This is a genomic window from Ruegeria sp. BC5, from assembly GCF_056539205.1.
Map to the genome: position 1 here is coordinate 72,501 of NZ_JBQFUN010000007.1, position 16,619 is coordinate 89,119.

The 16,619-nt window shown below is 57.3% G+C and carries 15 protein-coding genes; 4 read left to right on the plus strand and 11 right to left on the minus strand.

Annotated features, from left to right (window positions below; genetic code table 11):
* Positions 1 to 47 precede the first annotated feature (47 nt).
* Positions 48 to 1,442 (minus strand): aminotransferase, encoded by a 1,395-nt coding sequence (locus ACR0LY_RS15570; RefSeq protein ID WP_170350837.1) that lies wholly within the window; start codon positions 1,440 to 1,442, stop codon positions 48 to 50.
* A gap of 171 nt (positions 1,443 to 1,613) precedes the next feature.
* Here ACR0LY_RS15570 and ACR0LY_RS15575 point away from each other — a divergent pair, with 171 nt between their 5' ends.
* Positions 1,614 to 2,213, plus strand: a complete 600-nt coding sequence (locus ACR0LY_RS15575; protein ID WP_170350838.1) for a TetR/AcrR family transcriptional regulator — start codon at positions 1,614 to 1,616, stop codon at positions 2,211 to 2,213.
* Between the two features lie 111 nt (positions 2,214 to 2,324).
* On the opposite strand, the gene ACR0LY_RS15580 is transcribed toward ACR0LY_RS15575, so the two are convergent.
* From ACR0LY_RS15580 to gph, 3 genes are all read right to left on the minus strand, one after another.
* Positions 2,325 to 3,104, minus strand: a complete 780-nt coding sequence (locus ACR0LY_RS15580) for a HalD/BesD family halogenase (RefSeq protein ID WP_170350839.1) — start codon at positions 3,102 to 3,104, stop codon at positions 2,325 to 2,327.
* 141 nt (positions 3,105 to 3,245) lie between these two features.
* Positions 3,246 to 5,138 carry a DEAD/DEAH box helicase gene (locus ACR0LY_RS15585; RefSeq protein WP_170350840.1) on the minus strand — a complete coding sequence of 631 codons (1,893 nt, stop codon included), beginning with the start codon at positions 5,136 to 5,138 and terminating at the stop codon, positions 3,246 to 3,248.
* 549 nt (positions 5,139 to 5,687) lie between these two features.
* Positions 5,688 to 6,362: a phosphoglycolate phosphatase gene (gene gph, locus ACR0LY_RS15590; RefSeq protein WP_170350841.1), complete on the minus strand. Its 675-nt coding sequence runs from the start codon at positions 6,360 to 6,362 to the stop codon at positions 5,688 to 5,690.
* Positions 6,363 to 6,587: 225 nt separating this feature from the next.
* Here gph and hemP point away from each other — a divergent pair, with 225 nt between their 5' ends.
* Both hemP and ACR0LY_RS15600 read left to right on the plus strand, forming a co-directional pair.
* Positions 6,588 to 6,755 carry a hemin uptake protein HemP gene (hemP, locus tag ACR0LY_RS15595; RefSeq protein WP_170350842.1) on the plus strand — a complete coding sequence of 56 codons (168 nt, stop codon included), beginning with the start codon at positions 6,588 to 6,590 and terminating at the stop codon, positions 6,753 to 6,755.
* Complete coding sequence (locus ACR0LY_RS15600; protein ID WP_170350843.1) at positions 6,752 to 7,228, plus strand: hypothetical protein; 477 nt, start codon at positions 6,752 to 6,754, stop codon at positions 7,226 to 7,228. The genes hemP and ACR0LY_RS15600 overlap by 4 nt, the downstream gene beginning before the upstream one ends.
* A gap of 50 nt (positions 7,229 to 7,278) precedes the next feature.
* On the opposite strand, the gene ACR0LY_RS15605 is transcribed toward ACR0LY_RS15600, so the two are convergent.
* From ACR0LY_RS15605 to ACR0LY_RS15635, 7 genes are all read right to left on the minus strand, one after another.
* Positions 7,279 to 10,344: an aminotransferase class III-fold pyridoxal phosphate-dependent enzyme gene (locus tag ACR0LY_RS15605; protein ID WP_170350844.1), complete on the minus strand. Its 3,066-nt coding sequence runs from the start codon at positions 10,342 to 10,344 to the stop codon at positions 7,279 to 7,281.
* A 109-nt stretch (positions 10,345 to 10,453) separates the two neighbouring features.
* Positions 10,454 to 11,326, minus strand: coding sequence for an NAD(P)-dependent oxidoreductase (locus ACR0LY_RS15610; RefSeq protein WP_170350845.1), 873 nt, complete (start codon positions 11,324 to 11,326; stop codon positions 10,454 to 10,456).
* A gap of 95 nt (positions 11,327 to 11,421) precedes the next feature.
* Positions 11,422 to 11,811, minus strand: a complete 390-nt coding sequence (gene cueR / locus ACR0LY_RS15615) for a Cu(I)-responsive transcriptional regulator (protein WP_170350846.1) — start codon at positions 11,809 to 11,811, stop codon at positions 11,422 to 11,424.
* Complete coding sequence (locus ACR0LY_RS15620; protein ID WP_170350847.1) at positions 11,808 to 14,285, minus strand: heavy metal translocating P-type ATPase; 2,478 nt, start codon at positions 14,283 to 14,285, stop codon at positions 11,808 to 11,810. The genes cueR and ACR0LY_RS15620 overlap by 4 nt, the downstream gene beginning before the upstream one ends.
* 100 nt (positions 14,286 to 14,385) lie before the next feature.
* The gene (locus tag ACR0LY_RS15625; protein ID WP_480641117.1) at positions 14,386 to 14,547 is read right to left on the minus strand and encodes a hypothetical protein; all 162 of its coding nucleotides are present in this window, start codon (positions 14,545 to 14,547) and stop codon (positions 14,386 to 14,388) included.
* Positions 14,548 to 14,599: 52 nt separating this feature from the next.
* A complete protein-coding gene (locus tag ACR0LY_RS15630) occupies positions 14,600 to 15,220 on the minus strand; it encodes a pyridoxamine 5'-phosphate oxidase family protein (RefSeq protein ID WP_170350848.1) in 621 nt (206 codons plus the stop codon).
* 12 nt (positions 15,221 to 15,232) lie between these two features.
* Positions 15,233 to 15,697, minus strand: coding sequence for a nuclear transport factor 2 family protein (locus ACR0LY_RS15635; protein WP_170350849.1), 465 nt, complete (start codon positions 15,695 to 15,697; stop codon positions 15,233 to 15,235).
* 258 nt (positions 15,698 to 15,955) lie between these two features.
* Here ACR0LY_RS15635 and ACR0LY_RS15640 point away from each other — a divergent pair, with 258 nt between their 5' ends.
* Positions 15,956 to 16,519 (plus strand): TetR/AcrR family transcriptional regulator, encoded by a 564-nt coding sequence (locus ACR0LY_RS15640; protein ID WP_170350850.1) that lies wholly within the window; start codon positions 15,956 to 15,958, stop codon positions 16,517 to 16,519.
* Positions 16,520 to 16,619: the final 100 nt, after the last annotated feature.

Below are 16,619 nucleotides of genomic sequence, written 5' to 3' on the forward strand. Positions count from 1 at the left end.
TGCGGCATTGAAACTTGTAAAATAGTGATGCCGCATCAAGACGGCTTCTAAGCCTTAAACGCACCCTGCTGTGTCAGGTCTTCAGCCGCCAACCGAATACCTTTCTCAAGGATATCGAACATCCGGTTCAACTCGCCTTCCGTGATGATCAGCGGTGGGGAAAACACGCACATGTTGATGATCGGTCGCAGGATCAACCCGTTTTCCTGGCAATGCTGGTCAATCAATGCGCCAACAGACTTATCAAGGTCCAAAAGATTATCAGCATTAGAATCGGCAACGCATTCGACGCAGCCAACCAGCCCCATACCTCGGGCGTCACCCACAAGTGGCAAGGCCGCCAGAGCCTGAAGGCGTTCTTCGAACAGCGGCGTAAGCGCGCGGACATGTTCCAGAATACCGTCGCGCTCCATGATTTCGATGGTTTTCAAACCAGCTGCCGCGCTTACCGGGTGGCCTGAATAGGTGAACCCGTTTGAAAACGTAGCCTCCTGCGCGTTCCCACCACTGACATCTGCGATCAGTCGATCAGAGATAATGCAGGCCCCCATGGGGACATAGCCAGACGTCATACCTTTGGCGCAGGTGATGATATCTGGTTGAATGCCAAAGACGTCTTCGGATGCAAACCAATGCCCAAGCCGCCCAAATCCAGTCACAACCTCATCTGAAATATACAGGACATCGTATTTCCGGCAGATGTCCAAGCAGCGCTGATGATACCCCTGCGGAGGCACGATGACCCCACCAGAACATAGGATTGGTTCAGCGATGAACGCCGCGACTTTGTCAGGGTCGGTTTCCAGGATCATGTTCTCTAGATCAGCGATTTTTTCGTCTAGAAAATCTTCAACCGTTTGATCGGCGCGGCGCGTGTATGGGTTCACATTCGGCAGGAAACGCGTCAGGTGAGAGGCCTGGTCCAACCACCCTTTGTCGCGCTCTTTTCCAGATACTGAGGCCGCCAAATAAGTCGAACCGTGATAGGCCTTTTGCCGCGATATCACGATCTTTTTTTCAGGTTTGCCAAGCAGGTTATTGCGGAACTGCACAAACCGCAGGGCGCTATCAACGGCTGTTGAGCCGCCGGTTGTAAAGAACACATGGTTCAGGTCACCCGGTGTTCTTTTGGCGATCTCATGTGCCAGCCGGGCTGGGGCCGAGTTGGCGTTGTTGAAGGGCGAAAAATACGCCATCTCTTTCGCTTGCTGGGCCATCGCATCGGCAATTTCAGCGTTCCCATAGCCCAATTGAACGCACCACATCCCCGCAGGCCCATCTATCAAGCGTTTTCCGTCCTCTGTCACGATGTGAACGCCTTGGCCACTTTCGGCAAAGGTTCGTTCATTTTGGCCAAGGAATGACATCCCTTCCCACGGATGCAGGAAGTGTTCGTTGTCCCAGTCACGTACGGGCTGAAAGTCGGAGTTGAACAGGGTCATGGGGCACCTTGATGTAACATATATCACAAATTGAACAAACATTCATTCAATGTCAATCCTTGAACTTTCGCTTCACTAGATGCGAGAAAGCAAAAGCGAGTAACCCAGCGAAGGAAAAACAAGATTAAACTCGAGGCCGATACTCCGACCAATGCCCGCGATCTGAGTAAGTTGCAGAACCGACAGCAGCTGATTCAGGCGGCTGCGGATGCCATCCATAAATACGGTATTCGGGGCACGACCTCGGCCAGAATCCAGGAGCTGTCAGGACTGTCGAGGGGGATGGTGAACCTGCACTTTGGTTCCAAAGAGAAATTGCTGCTTGCCGTGGCCGAGGAGTTGTCAGCGCGCTATGCCGGGCAGTGGAAAGCAATCGCGGACAGTCCGGAATTAGGCCCTGCGGACAAGTTAATCTCAATCCTCAAGGCGGATTTCGACCCTTTGGTCCTGAATGCACGGGACGTTGCGATCTGGTTTTCATTTCGGGCCGAAGCTCTCTCGAACCCCGACATATTTCCTTTCATCGACTCACGGGACAAAAGTTTCCGGGCAGTGATCCTTGAACTGTTGCAGCAAATCATAAGCGAAGGTGGGTACAAAGACGTAGACGCCAAACTTGCAACAGATGCATTGATTGCTTTGCTGGAAGGGCTCTGGACCGACTTCCATTTACACTCTGAGATTTTCAAACCCGAAGAGGCTTTGAAAATCTGCTTGTTTGTCTTGCAGTCGATGTTTCCAAGTCATTTTGATTTTAAATCGATATCTTAAATAGCGAGACGGCGCTTCTACGAGCCACCTCAGAATTGGGTTAGTGGAAAAACTGGCGGCCTTCCAGGTCCCATCTTGCGCATATTCGTACTGCATTGCAGTAAGCCGACGTCAGTTCAATCGACCGTAAAAGGTCATGCGGGCACTCTCTGACAGTTCCACATCAGGTTCCGAGTTATAGGCCAACACGGCGAGCATTCTTGTCTTGTCACTCTCATTCGGTGAGACCCGGTGAATGGAGTTTCTACCGCGAAACAGAACCAGCGTTCCTTGATCCATGTTCAGGATTTGTGGCTTCAATTCTTTGTCCAGAACGGCCCTGACACCTTCATAGTTCATGTCGCCTGCGCTCGCGTCCCGCAGGTCCTTTACATATTCGAAACGGCTACCGGCGTCGGGTTTCTGGATCAGCAATGTGATTGCGAACGAGGAATTGTCGAAATGCCAACCGAGTTCTTGCCCTCGGGTTGCGTAGTGAATGTTAATTGACGACAGCGGATCGACATAAGGGTGCAGTTCAGTCTCGCCCGTGAGCTGCTTGATGAAGCTGTGGAATAATGGGTCGTTATACAGAGTGCGCAGGGGCGATGTCGGTGACACCACGTCGTCGCAGATACATCCTTTGGATGACTCCACTTGCCGATTTGCCGGGTGTGATGCGTCAAACTCTGGATTTGGCGGCGTTAGGTAGACCGAGTGGCTTTGAGTGCAGAAATATGCCTGGTCTTGTCCCGTCAAAGCCTCGGCTTGCATCATTGCCAGTGCCTCGGGGCGGATAAATTCCTCAAGGACCAAGACACCGTTTTCATTCAGTGACGATCTTGCCTTCGTACCGAAATCTTCATTTCCCAGAGGGTAACGCCCAAAGTCGACGATGTCTGCAATATTCATGCCACTGACCCATTTAGCAAAAGCTTAGAACGGGTGGATTAAACCTTTTCTGACAGCGCGAGAAAAGCTGCATTTTCAGTGCGGCTTGTTTGCCTCCCAAGAACGAACCCAGGCGAATTCGGGTCGGGGGAACGTTTCAGCTTACTTGGAACGTCTCGGTACAGAATTGCCGCCCTTTGCCGCGGCAGCGCGTGCGCGGTTTTTCTTGCTGTTTGGCTTACCCTTGGGCGGCGGCGGGCCCTTTGGGCCGCGGTTTGGTTTTTTGCCTTTGCTGCTTAGGCTATCGCCATCGCGCTTGGGCTTAGTGTCGACTTTGGTTTTCTCAGGCGGCTTTGATGCCGTCTTTTTTCGCGCCTTCGCAGGCTGTGGATCGACAAGGCGAGGCGGTCTGCGCTCAGACTTTTGCGGGTCTCTCTTGCCTTTCACACCTCGTTTTGGGCCTGTCTTTGTCGGTTTCGAAAAGTCGGGGGCCGTGTCCAACCGCACGATGTCTTTTGTGCCCTCGACCTTCATCTCAGGTCCGATCGCGTCCAAAAATCCGGAAACGCTGCTCTCGCGAATTTCGATAAAGGTCACATCGTCAGCGATGCGGATCGCGCCGATATCGGATTTGGTGAGGTTCCCGGCCTTGCACACCATGGGAAGAACATAGCGCGGAGACGCGTTATCGTTGCGTCCTTCCGACAGCGAAAACCACACACTCGGGCCAAAAGGTGCCTCTGACTTTGTCCCTGTGGTTTTGACGTCGCTTAACTCTTCCGGAGCAGAATGCTGACGTTTGTATTGACGGACATAGGCCGCGGCGAGTTGTTCCGGCGAGAATCTGGCCACCAGTTCGTCGACCGATGTGCGCTCGCTCTCGACGAGATCCACCTGCCAGTCGTCCGAGCCGAACATCCGCTGTAGATCCTGTGCGTTGACTGCGTCTGCGGAAGGTGCCGGACCCCAATCAGCAGTCAGTTTGGCGAATTTCAACAGCCGTTGAGCCTTTTTGAACGAAGCCGGTGCGACGATCAGGGCGCTGACCCCTTTGCGCCCCGCGCGCCCGGTTCGACCTGAACGGTGCAGAAGAGTTTCGTGACTGTTGGGCAGTTCGGCATGGATCACCAGATCCAGATTCGGCAGGTCAATCCCGCGCGCGGCCACGTCGGTCGCCACACAGACGCGGGCACGCCCGTCGCGCATGGCCTGCAGGGCATTTGAGCGTTCGCTTTGGGTCAGTTCACCGGACAAAGCCACAACCGAGAACCCACGGTTCGACAAGCGGGCAGTCAGGCGTGCAACCATCGCACGTGTGTTGCAAAAGACGATGGCGTTCGGGGCCTCGTAATAACGCAGCACGTTGATGATCGCGTTTTCACCATCGCGCGGGGCCACATTCATTGCACGGTATTCGATATCGGCGTGTTGCGTCCGTTCACTGACGGTACTTACACGCTCGGCATCCCGTTGATACCGGGTGGCAAGGGTGGCAATGGCGCGCGGAACCGTGGCGGAAAACAACAGTGTTTGGCGGTCTGTGGGCGTTTCGTCGAGAATGAACTCCAGATCCTCGCGGAACCCAAGGTCAAGCATTTCGTCGGCTTCATCCAAAACCACAGCGCGCACGGCCGTCAGATCAATCGACCCGCGCATGATATGATCGCGCAAACGCCCCGGGGTCGCGACCACGATATGCGCCCCACGTGACAGAGCCCGGCGTTCGTCGCGCATATCCATTCCGCCAACGCACGAGGCAATGAACACCCCCGCGTCGGCGTAAAGCCATCCCAATTCGCGTTTGACCTGCATTGCCAGCTCTCGCGTTGGCGCAATCACCAGTGCCAAAGGCGCGTCTGCCGTGCCGAAAACCTGCGCATCGCCCAAAATGGTCGGCGCGATGGCCAGGCCGAACCCAATGGTTTTTCCCGATCCGGTTTGGGCCGACACAAGCAGGTCTTTTCCTTGCAACTCTGGAGCGGACACGGCCTCTTGGACCGGGGTCAGGGTGTCATATCCTTTGCGCTTCAGCGCATCTGCGATTGTCTGTTTCATAGCTCGGCTCTCTTGGGTGATGCGGTCACCCTCAGAGCGTCCAACACACGGATCATTGTCGAAGCACGCTCCTTACCGAGAGACGAACCGGATGTATAGAGTGGAAGATGAATGGCCGCTGAACCGGCGGATTTTTCGACCACAGTCGCGCGGTGTGGTACAAACAAGCCTGTGAATCCAGCGTATATTCCAGGTCAACGCCAGGGTGGTGGACTGTACCGTCCAACGTCATTTGCCCGGTAGGACAGGCAGCCGCACGGTCCTGCCTTACAAGCGCGTTAAGGGTTCGCCTATTTTTCTGTTTTCAGGGCAAAACCCCTGTTTGCGCTAAAATGGGCGAAAAAATTAACTGTGATTTCAACACTATCCGGGGGGCTACGGGAAACCCCCTATATCGAAATTCAGGCCGATTCGTTAACTGTGTTTTATCGAACGGGTCATATCGGACGATACCACTTTTCCCCTGTGAGGGGCTGGCTACTTACCCCCTCGGCCGGCCCCTCAGTCACTGGCCGCGACCCGTTTCGATCCCCCTCTAGAAATAGGCTCTCAGGCGCTTTGCTCCAGAGATAGCAGTACTTGTGCAACCAGTTTGGGCAATTCAGAGGATCGGTCGTAGCTTGCTGTATGTGGAATGTCGGCAACCGGTGATTTTCGATAACCTTCGGTGAACAACAAAAACGGCACTTGTGCGCGTTGAGCGGTTTCGGCATCCACCTCGCTATCTCCGACAAACAACTGCGGACCGGCTGTGGTAACGGCGGCAAAGCTGGCCTCAAGATGGGCCGGGTCGGGTTTGCGGGTGTTCAGGCTGTCACCGCCAAGGACGGCATCGAAATGGGGTGCAAGCCCCATCGCCTCAAGCACATGGCGGGCAGGGGCTTCGGGTTTGTTGGTACAAACCCCCAGAACGCAGCCCATTTCACGCAAATGCTCCAGCGCCTGCAGCACACCGGGATAGACCACGGTTTTATCGCTGGAGGCGGCGTTGTAATGGGCAAGCGTCAACCGGGTCAGATCACCGTGCTGGGCCATCGGCAGGCCGCAATGCTCAATCACACGCTCGACCAGTTTGGGTAGCCCGTTGCCAACAAATTGTTTGATCTGGTCCTGTGATAAGGGCGCTACGCCGGCGTCACGCAACATATTGTTCGCGGCCGCGGCAAGATCAGGAAGACTGTCCACGAGCGTTCCATCCAGGTCAAACATGATAGTCGCGGCCATTGGCTGCCCCCTTGGTTTGATATTCTGAGAAAGTGGTACCCTGCCTGAATTTTTGGTGCAATCGTGCGAGGTTGGAGAATTTACCAGAACGGGCCTTGACATACCTGACTATTTTAATCAGATTATTATTCAAGTCCACAGCCAACCCCTGTCAGGGTCAGCCAGGTCAAGTGAAACGCGAACAGATTAAGGCATTTCGCCCCAGCCCCCTCTGGAGTTGTCCTGATGAATATGCAGACCCCGAATCCCAGCCAATCCTATGCTGTATCCATGCTGCCATCGCATAAGGCCGAAGAACTGACCAATGGCGGTAACCTGGCCCATATCGAATTGGGCGACCAGCTGTATACGCTGCGCATCACCCGCGCAGGCAAATTGATCCTGACGAAATGAGCGCGAATTCCTCTCGGGGTGGGGCGGCTGTTGGCCGCTTAACTGACCTTGGCCCCGTCGAAGCCGGAGCCGTGATGTACTTGCGGCTTTGGGGTGATGGTGCCCAGGGCCGCGCAGATGCCGCCAGCGATTTTGAAATTGCGTTGGGCGCAGAATGCGGGCGCGCTGCGATGATGTCGCTTGACCGCCTGTGTTCGCTGTGCGCGCATCACGGGCGCCGCCCGTTGATCCGTCACGGATTGGGGTGTTCTTGTCTTGGCGCTGACGAAAATTGCTTTGCGCAGATGATCGCGGCGGCCTCTGAAGGTTCCCGTGAAGACGCGATGATGATGGCGTCCCTGATTGTGCGACCGGATTTTGCCCCCGCTCTGGCCTCATTATCAGAAGAACTTGGACTGGCGCTGCGTCGTATGACCGCGTCGATTCCGCTGCCCACAACCGGGCACCAACCCCCCGCAGCCCTGCTGCATTGAGCAGCAGCGTGGCGCAGAACCCCGGCCCTCCCTAGGCCGGGGTTTATTTCTCAGCAGCACCCGCACCCAGCATGGTGATGCCCCTGATCGCAGGCTGGGGCAGGGGTGAAATCACCCACTCCGGTCAAAACGTCCCGCAAAGCCCAGAGGATCATGTCGACGTCCTCGGCCTCGATCGTCAGCGGTGGGCGGATTTTCAGGATGTTGTCCTTGGGCCCTTCGCTGCCGATCAGAATACGATGATCGCGCATCCGGTTTTTGACGTATTTGCAGATTTCGGTGCCCTCGGACCCATCCGGGTTGATCAGCTCAACCCCAAGGAACAGGCCCATTCCTCGCACATCGCCAACGCATCCGAAATCGGACTCAATCTGACGCAGACCATCCATCATGCGCGCGCCCATATCGCGGGCGTTGTCCTGCAGGCCTTCGTCATCGACGATGTCCAGCACCTCTTTGCCGATCCGGCATGACAGGGTCGAGCCGCCAAAGGTTGAAAAGAACTCGATCCCGTTGTCAAAGCTCTGGGCGATTTCCTTGGTCGTAACCAGTACGCCCAGCGGATGGCCGTTACCGATAGGTTTGCCCATGACGACGATGTCCGGCAGCGCGCCTTGATGTTCAAAGCCGAAATAGTACTCACCCAGTCGCCCAAGCCCGGTTTGTACTTCATCGGCAATGCACACACCGCCCGCAGCGCGGATTTTCTCATATACCGCTGGCAGGTAACCTTTGGGCGGAATGATTTGGCCGCCGACCGAGGGGAAGGTCTCGGCAATGAAACCTGCGACCCCGTGCCCCTTGTCTTGCAGAGCAGCGATTGCAGGGTCTACAAAATTCGCGAATTTTGTAGCGCGGTCCGGGTCGTCACGTTTGAATGACCCGCGATAGTCGTCGGCAACCTCAACCAGCTCGACCCAGTCGGCCTGACCGACACCGCCGGGTTTGTTGAACTTATAGGCCGAGATCGCAACAGCCGCGTTGGTGTTGCCATGATAGCCGTGATCCGGGGTGACAATGCCCTTGGCGCCGGTATGGGTGCGGGCCAGTCGCAAGGCCAACTCGTTCGCCTCGGTGCCTGAATTGACAAAAAAGCAGACCTCGAAATGATCCGGCAGTTTCGAGAGAATCTTGTCGGCAAAGGTCGTTTGGGCAGGGTGCAGATAGCGCGTATTTGAATTCATTCGCTTCAGCTGATCCGCCGCCACCGCCTGAATTCGCGGATGCGCATGGCCCACATGGGGGACGTTGTTATAGGCGTCCAGATAGGGCCGTCCCCATTCGTCAAACAGATGATGTTTCCACCCGCGCACCAGCATGACTGGATCGTCATAGGTCAGGCTAAGGTTGCTGCCGAAGTGGTCGTGCCGCCCCTGCAGGATCACCTGTTTATCTGTGGGCCGATAGAATACCTTGTCGTCTGGCAGGTTCAGCAATGCCGCGGGATTGGGGCAGACGGCGTGCCACAGCTCTATCTCATCCGGATCGCCGACACCGGGCCAGTCGGTCTGCATTCCATCCGTGGTCAGGGCCAGCTGGAAATGCACATGCGGGGCCCAGCCACCGTTCTGGCTGGCGTCCCCTAGCCGGGCAAAGGCCGCACCCTGCGCCACCGGATCGCCCGGCTTCAGACGGTCACAAACTTCGGGGTCCAGATGACCATAAAGAGTATAGAAGGGATCGCCCTCGGGCGTTTCGTGGTGCAGGATCACGACGCCGCCATAGTCCAAATGGGCGTCGCGGTTCTCGACCGCTTCGACCCGGCCGCTCATCGGCGCGTGCAGCACGGTGCCTGCCGGGGCAAACACATCCACCGCCAAATGCACGGTGCGCCGGTCCGAAGCCTTCCAGGGCCCCTTGCGGAACCCGGGCTCGGCATAGATCAGGCGGGGTTCGTTGTAATAGCCCAACCACAGGCCTTGGCCAAATTCCTCACCCACACGCGCGGCCTCTTCCAGTGGCATGTGGAACGGGTTCTGCGGCCAGGTCGAGTTCTCAACCGACAGCGAGCCCATGGGCGCATCGCTCAGATCCTGATTGAACATCAGGGCGAACTGGCCGCGATGTTCGGACAGATAGGCGTGGATGCGTTCGGCCCCGTCAGTAACGGGCAAACCGCAGGCCGTTCGTAGCCGCGCCGCCATCAGGTCACCGTTCACGCCCGCATTCTCAAGGAACCGCCATGCGGGGGCCTGACTGATCGTCACATAAGGATCATCCGGGTTCTCGATCGCCATAAGGGTCGAGTTTACAACGGACACCGCCAGCCGCATCCGCAGCAAGGGCCAGATCAAATCAATCTCATCGGGGCGCAGCCGATTAGCCGCGTGATAGCCCTGCACAAGAGCGGCAAGCGCGCGTTCCGGTTTAGGGCGATCCAGAACGATATAGGCCCCCGCAATCGCCAGATCACAGACACGCGGCGCAGCACACATATCGCCCAGATCAATCAGGCCCGAGATACTCTGACGCTGACCCAGTTCGCCCTCAACCAGAATGTTGTAGTCGTTGACGTCATTATGGATCGCCTGTTTCGGCAGTTCCGCCAACGGACCCGAGATCGCTGCGAACTGGTCACAAATCTCGGACAGCAAAACCCGACGAGCAGGATCAGTGATCGCATCCAGCCGATCGGCGATCCAACCGGCTTGCGTAAGGTCCCATTTGAAATCTGCACGATGCAGCCCGTCATGGGTAAACCGCTCCAACGCTTTGTCGGTGGCACCCAGAACACGCCCCAATTTCAAGATCAACGCCTCGGATTTAGGCGCGGCCTTGGCGTAACATTGCCCCGGCAGGCATTCCAGCAACCAGACCAGCCGCATCTGCCCTTGCTGATCGGCAATTTGCGGCAGCTGCGCCCCAGTAAGGGCGGGATAGACCTGAGGGAATGGCAGCCCCGGCGCCTCACCCGCGATATGGGCCAATGCCTTGACCTGCAGATCAACGAACTCTGCTTCGCATCCGGGGCGCATGACTTTCAGTACATAATCCTGACCATTGGTAGCCCGCACCATAAAGTTCAGATCATATTCGCCATCCAGCCGCGTCAGCTTGGCGTCCAGCCCCCAATGGGCGCGCAGGGCATCCGCCCAGAATACGGTCAAGTCGCTCATACGCTTCCCTGTCCAATTTTCACGAGGTTCCCCTTCATCTGGCCGAAAATATCCTCGGGGGTGAATTGGCCGAACGGTCCAAAAGGGGGCAGACAGCCCCCCAATGCCGTCAGTCCAACGCGCGCAACCGCTTGAACAGCGAAGATGTATCCCACCGTCCGCCGCCCAGCTTTTGCACATCTTTGTAGAATTGATCGACCAACGCCGTAACCGGCAGGGACGCCCCGGTTTCGTTTGCCGTCTCAAGGCAAATCCCCAGATCCTTGCGCATCCAGTCAACCGCAAAACCGTGTTCGAAATGATCATCCAGCATGGTTTCATAGCGGTTCGCCATCTGCCAGCTGCCCGCAGCGCCCTGGCTGATCACCTCAACAACGGATCGACCGTCCAATCCGGCTTTTTCAGCGAAATGTAGCGCTTCGCTGAGACCCTGAACCAGACCGGCAATGGCGATCTGGTTGCTCATCTTGGTCATCTGCCCTGCGCCGCTGTCGCCGATCCGACGGCAGATCTTGGAATAGACCTGCATGATCGGTTCAGCCGCATCATAGGCGGCCTGATCACCACCGCACATGATCGACAAGACGCCATTCTCGGCTCCCGCCTGACCGCCCGAGATCGGGGCGTCCACAAATGCGATACCCTTGCTTTGGCCCGCCGCATAAAGCTCACGGGTCACCTTGGCGGAAACGGTGGTGTGATCAACGAAAGTTGTGCCGTCGGCCATTCCGTCAAAGGCACCATTTTCACCCGTGCAGACCATCCGCAGGTCATCATCGTTGCCGACGCAGGCCATGACGAACTCCGCGCCCTGGGCGGCTTCTTTCGGGGTGGTTGCCATCGCGCCACCATGTTGGGCAACCCAGGCTTCGGCCTTTGCAGCAGTGCGATTGTATACGGTTACTTCATGGCCCGCCGCCTGCAGGTGACCAGCCATTGGATAGCCCATGACGCCCAAACCCAGAAACGCAACTTTTGCCATATTGTGATCCTCTCTGTTGTCCGGGCCATTTCATTTGGCGGGCCGGATTGCCAGGCAGAGACAAAGCAAAGCCACGCGCAAAGAGCAACCCCGTGTCAGGGTTTGCCACCCAAATCCTGCAGGATCGGACAATCAGGCCGGTCATCTCCGGCACAGGCGTCGATCAGGTGGCCCAGCGTATAGCGCATCGCGTTGAGGTCGGCGATCTTGGTTTCGATCTGCGCCAGATGCGCGCGGGCAACCTTTTTGACATCGGCACTGGCGCGGGTTTCATCCTCATAAAGGGCCATCAGAGTGCGGCAATCCTCGATCGTGAACCCCAGCGCGCGGGCGCGGCCTAGAAAGTTCAGCTTATGCACGTCCTGTTCGCGGAACCGGCGATAGCCGTTGTCGTCCCGCATAGGTTTGATCAGGCCGATATCCTCGTAATACCGGATCGTCTTGGCGGGCAGGCCGGTTTGGGTTGCAACGTCTCCGATATTCATGGCGTCACCGTTTGGGATGTGTGGTCTTGGGATGTTTCGGGCAGTGCAGCCCGGACACGGCGCAGGCGCAGCGCGTTGGCGACCACGAAGACGCTGGACAACGCCATTGCCCCGGCAGCGAGGGCAGGGGATAGCAGATGCCCGCTGAACGGGAACAGCACCCCAGCGGCCACCGGGATCAGCAGGATGTTGTAACCAAAGGCCCAGCCCAGGTTCTGGCGAATGTTGCGCATGGTGCGGCGGCTGATCTCGACCGCATTGGCCACACCGCGCAGATCACCCGACATCAACACCACATCCGCCGTTTCAATCGCCACGTCAGTGCCGGTTCCGATGGCCACGCCGATATCCGCCGCCGCCAACGCTGGGGCGTCGTTAATACCGTCGCCGACAAACGCCAATGTGCCGAATTGTTCACGCAGCGCGGTAATCGCGGTCAGTTTACCGTCCGGCAAAACCTCGGCCGTGACATGGTCGATGCCCAGCCTGTCGGCCAGCGCTTGTGCAGTGCGGGCATTGTCGCCGGTCACCATCGCCAGTTTCAGGCCCATCGCATGCAATCGTTCTAACGCGTCCTGCGTGCCGGGTTTCACCGGGTCCGAAACCGCCAATAGAGCCGCCGCCTGACCGTCAATGGCGACGAACAGAGGTGTGGCACCTTCGCTGGAGCGCAGATCGGCCTCGGCAGTCAGGGTGGTTAAGTCCACCCCGTTCTGCGCCATCAGCCGCGGCGACCCGATCAACAGATTGTGCCCGTCGACCGTCGCTTGAACGCCTAGCCCGGTTAGGGATTTAAACGCGGATATTGCGGGCAGATCGTCCGGACCCGCGCGGGTGATTGCGGTGGCAATGGGGTGTTCTGACTGCGCCTCTACCGCTGCGGCCAACCGCAGAACGGTGTCGCGACCAAAGCCGTTCGTGGTGGTGACGCTTTCCAGTTCGGGCCGCCCCAGCGTCAGGGTTCCGGTCTTGTCCAGCGCGATGACCTTAGCCTGCTGCAATTGCTGCAGCGCATCGCCTTTGCGGAACAAAACCCCCAGTTCAGCTGCGCGCCCGGTTCCGACCATGATCGAGGTCGGCGTCGCCAGACCCATCGCGCAGGGGCAGGCAATGATCAGGACCGAGACCCCGGTAACCAGTGCCATCGGGAGCGCAGGCGCGGGTCCAAAGATCAGCCAGATGACAATCGTAAACAGCGCGATGGCGATAACCACCGGCACGAACCATGCGGTGATCCGGTCGACCAACCCCTGAATCGGCAGCTTGGCCCCTTGCGCCTGTTCGACCATCCGAATGACCTGCGCCAGAACCGTATCAGCCCCGACCCGCGTGGCGCGCAGACGCAGCGCGCCGGTGCCGTTGACCGTTCCGCCAACAACCTGATCGGTTGGGGATTTGCCCACAGGAACGGGCTCGCCCGTGATCATGCTTTCATCCACGTAGGAGGTGCCTTCAAGCACCTCTGCGTCCACAGGAACCCGCTCACCTGGGCGGATTTGCAGGATGTCCCCAACAGTAATGTCGGCGATCGGACGGTCGATGAAGCGACCGTCCATTTCGACCCGCGCGGTTTTGGGTTGCAAGCCTACCAGTTTGCGGATTGCGGCCCCGGTGCGGCCCTTAGCGCGGGCTTCCATCACGCGACCCAGCAAGATCAAAACGACGATGACCGAGGCGGCCTCGAAATACACGTTTGCGCTGCCCTGCGGTAGGATTTGCGGCGCAAAGGTGGCCGTGGCCGAGAACAAGTACGCCGCGCCCGTGCCCAAAGCCACAAGCGCATTCATATCCGGCGATCCGCGCAGCAGCGAGGGGATGCCCTTTGCGTAGAAAACCCGCCCGGGCCCCAGCAAAATCACTGAGGTCAGCGCGAATTGGATCAGATGGCTGGTTTGCGTGCCGATGCTTGCCTGCACCCAGTGATGGAAAGCCGGGATCATATGCCCGCCCATCTCTAATACGAACACGGGCAAGGCCAGGATGGCGGCAAACAGGGTGGCGCGGGTCAGCGCATGGGCCTCTTCGGTTTTGCGCCCATCGGTCTGGGGGTCGGCGGCGTCCGCCACGCGCGCCGGATACCCGACCTCTTCGCAGCGTTTCGCCAGCATCTGTGGATCGGTTACACCGTCGACATAGGTGATTTGCGCGCTTTCCGTGGCCAGATTGACCTGAGCGTCCACCACTGCCGGATCAGCTTTCAACGCGCGCTCGATTTTAGAGACGCACGAGGCACAGCTCATACCGGCGATCTTCAGGGTCGTTTGCCGGGTCGCAGCGGGATATCCGGCATGTGACAGTGCGTTGATCAAACCGCCGAACTGACCGTCATAGGTAACCTGCGCGGTTTCCGTCGCAAAGTTGACCGATGCGTCAGACACACCCGGCACATCCAGCAAGGCGCTTTCCACCCGACCGACGCAAGAGGCACATCCCATGCCTGAGATTTTCAACTGAGTTGTCTGCGGCGCAGCCATCCGACTCATCCTATCGTCACTTTTACCCTCCAGATGAGGGTTCCAGTCACGGGAAGGTCAAGGGGTCATGTCAGATTTCCGTAGAATTCCGCAGCGCAGATCAATTGTTCGATAGCTGATCAAGCAAAAGGGAATCGTGCGAAAAGGGAAGAGGGGAACGCACGGATTCAGGCGAGGCAAAAAACGCCAACGCAAGGCCCATAGCCAGCAACAGTGCCCCAATCAGGCCGAGATGAACAGCATTCAAGGCAAAGCGTAGCATGGATGTGGACCCTATTATCTGATTTAGTTTGCGAATTTTGGGTGCAACGGGGTCAGGACCGTTGCGCTAGTTGTTGTCTTAGTTTTTCGTTCTCGGCCTGTAACTGAGCCAGTTGCTGGCCCAGCGCGTTAAGATGCGGGCGCAACTCGGCTTCGGTAAAGCGGGGTGTAATGTTGCTGGGACAGTTCCAGTCCAGCGCCTCGACCCGAATTCGGACGGCGCGTTCGGCGGGGGCTTTTGCATCTTCGGGATAAAGGTCGGCGGCGGCGGCCGCGCCCTCAGTAAACTCCACCCGACCCAAAATCTTGAGGCGCCTCTGGTTGGCATAATCCATCAGGATCAGGGCGATCCGGTCGTTTCCATCCAGGTTCCCGCGCGAAATATACTGTTTATTCCCTGTGAAATCGGCGTATCCGATGGTCTGTGGGTCCAGAACCTTTAGAAACCCAATCGGTCCGCCGCGATATTGAACGTAAGGCCAGCCGGTCTCGGAAACGGTGGACTGATAGAATCCATCGCGCGCTTCGATAAAGGCCTTTTCAACCGGTCCGATCTGATGGCCTTGCTGCGGACCGCCGTCAACAAACTTGGCGTAAGTCTTGGCTGAGCCCATCCTTTCCTGATGCGCACGGACGGCTGGTGTAAATGTCAGTTCGGAAAAGGCACGCGGCATGTTTTTACCCCTTTACAACCCCAGGTCAGACAGCCCGGAGTGATCATCGGGACGGGGCCCTTGTGGCCAATGAAACAGGCGATCGCCCTCGGAAATTGGTAAGTCGTTTAATGAGGTATAGCGTTTGGCCATCCGCCCATCTTGTGCAAATTCCCAGTTCTCGTTGCCATAGGACCGAAACCACTGTCCGCTGTCGTCCCGCCATTCGTATGCATAGCGCACGGCGATACGGTTGCCGGAAAAGGCCCACAGTTCCTTTATTAAACGATAGTCCAGTTCCTTGCTCCACTTTCGGGTCAAAAAGGCGTGGATTTCGGCGTGACCGTTTAGGAATTCTGCCCTGTTTCGCCACTGGCTGTCATCAGTATAGGCCGGAGTGACCACATCCGGGTCGCGGCTGTTCCAAGCGTTTTCCGCCATTCGGACTTTTTGTTTGGCGGTTTCCAAACTGAATGGGGGCAGCGGGGGTCGGCTCATTGCGTGGTCTTTCATGTCAGTATGGCTGCAAGCATCGCCAAGGTTAAAACAACCGGGACGTACTGGGGTGGGAAAAGGCTGGCATGGTGTCTCATCTGAACGCTCCATGGTTTACAGATCGGTACATCTTGTTGGCAATGTGTACCGATCTGTAAACTTTTGCAAGTCTTATTTTGAAATTTCACCGCAGCGCACTCTACGGTTGCCGTGAGGACAGTGCGGTATTATGTACTGATCTGTACATGTAGGAGGTGACACATGCGCCCAAACAAACGCGATGAACTGGTCCGCAAGTCTTTGCAGGTCTTTTATCGTGACGGATTTCACGCCACCGGAATGGACAAGCTGGTGGTGGAAACGGGCGTGTCAAAAACCTCGATGTACAAACACTTTCGCACCAAGGAAGAGCTGATTTTGGCTGCCTTGCAGTTGCGGGATGAGAACTTCCGAAAAGAGTTCTTTTCTCGGATCGAGGAGCTTGCAGATACCCCTGTCGGCCAGTTGCTCGCCAGTTTCGATGCGCTGGGCGAGTGGTTTGATGAGAAAGAATACCGCGGCTGCATGTTCATCAAAGCAGGGGCGGAGTATCAGGAAATTGACCACCCGATCCACAAGCAATCCGCCGAGCACAAGCGCATATTGCTCGATCATTTTATCGATCTGGCTCGGAAGGCCGGTGCCCGTGATCCAGAACATCTGGCCTGCCAGATTGTTCTATTGCAGGAAGGCGCGATTGTGACGGCTGTGTTCTTGAAAACCTGCGACCCGGCGGGGGATGCTAAGGCGGCTGCCCGGGTCTTGCTGGACGCGGCGCTGGCCTGACCGGACCCGAACATTCAAAAGAACGTTACGTTCCAACGCGTTGGGTGGATTGGATTGCAATGCCTCCAAAGCTACCTTGATCAACGGAAGATTTGGGGAG